Origin of the sequence: Nostoc sp. UIC 10630 (genome assembly GCF_010747425.1) — a bacterium.
Classification (GTDB): domain Bacteria; phylum Cyanobacteriota; class Cyanobacteriia; order Cyanobacteriales; family Nostocaceae; genus Nostoc.
Window position 1 is genome coordinate 1 of the sequence record NZ_JAAGOG010000435.1, and the last position, 1,425, is coordinate 1,425.

The 1,425-nt window shown below is 41.6% G+C and carries 1 protein-coding gene; it reads right to left on the reverse strand.

The features are described 5' to 3' along the window. Positions 1 to 535 precede the first annotated feature (535 nt). Entirely contained in the window at positions 536 to 1,303 is a 768-nt protein-coding gene (locus G1O98_RS38205) for a circadian clock KaiB family protein (RefSeq protein WP_163939652.1), read from the reverse strand. Between the last annotated feature and the right edge of the window lie 122 nt (positions 1,304 to 1,425).

Genomic DNA, 1,425 nt, shown 5'->3' on the forward strand with positions numbered 1-1,425 from the left:
TTTCGTACAACCGCTTATTTACTGTGCCTACATTTCCCATATCCTCATTTGTATTTTATTACCCGCAACTTGAGTTAATAGGGATTTTATTTGATTGCCTAATCCAGGGGCTTTGGGGCTGGTTTTACCCCCCCGCAACTTGAGTTAATAGGGATTTTATTTGATTGCAACTACACTTTAAAAGCTTTGTGTTATTTGGTTTTCAAGGTTCAAGAGCGCGAATAGAAAAATCATAACATGAAGAGTGGCAATGTGTCATACGAAAATCGCTGAAAGTCAGTCCACATAAGGTGCGCGGATGTCTTCAAGATTCTACAGTCGTCAAGTCTTTGCATACACGGCAATTCAGCCATGTTTGTAGTCACCTCTTCACCAACACCTACCCATTCGCGCACTTGGCAAAAAAACTAGTCTTATTGCAAAGCGGTTCACGAGCCATGAGCTTACTACAAACTTTCTTTGATTTCTAGCAAAAACAATTGCCACCTCTCAAATCTCTGCATTTTACTTTTAACGCTCAATTTCGTTATAAAACTTAAAATTTTTCCTTAGCAGCTAACATCTGTAAAATCTTTTCTACATGATCCAACTCTCCAACGATTCGCCGAATTGGGTGCGGCCAAACTTTGACAAGGGTAGGAGTTGCAGAAACTTGATTGAGTTCTGCTTGTTCTGGATGACTTAAAACATCAATTACTTTCAGAGTATAAGGATGTCCGAGCGATCGCTCCAACAATTCGTGTAAATTTTGCAGAATGCGTTCGGTTGTACTGCTATGTCCTGCAACAAACAAGCGGAGAACATAGCCTTGTGTGATGACTTCCTTTTTTTGTACTATTACCGGCTGGTGGTATTTTGGCACAGGCTCAGAAAGGTCTAGACGAACAATTAAATCGTGATCTTCCCAAAGCTGCCCAAATGAAGAACGATAAGATGTTAATACCATGCGATCGCACAACCCCTCTTGCCAAGGAGCAGCTTGCCATACTAACTCCCCTGTACCAAAAATGGCATTAAGCAAAGCTTGATGTCTAATTACAGCCGGATAAGCTTCAGCAAAAGTTCGCACTTGTTGAGTGCGCGGATCTAACCAGTGGTCAATAGTCGCAGTATAACAAGGTACTAAAAAGTGCGGTGGCTCTGGCAAATCTAGAATTTCTTGCAAAGCCGAACACAAATGCAAATGCCATCGACCTTGTTTGCTAGGGTCGATGCAGTAAATTAAATCTCCTCCAGGTGTAAATAGGGCAATGCCTTTAAACAACTGGGGTGTAGATAGTTTGTTTGTTGTCAAGTTATTCACAAAGGCTAGGAAGCTAAAAGTAAAAATTCTCTCTTTTACCTTTTACCTTAGCTATAACCGTAACCAGGATGACAAAGATATTTGGGAGTGGGGGATGGATGAGGGAGCAGGGGAGGCAGGGG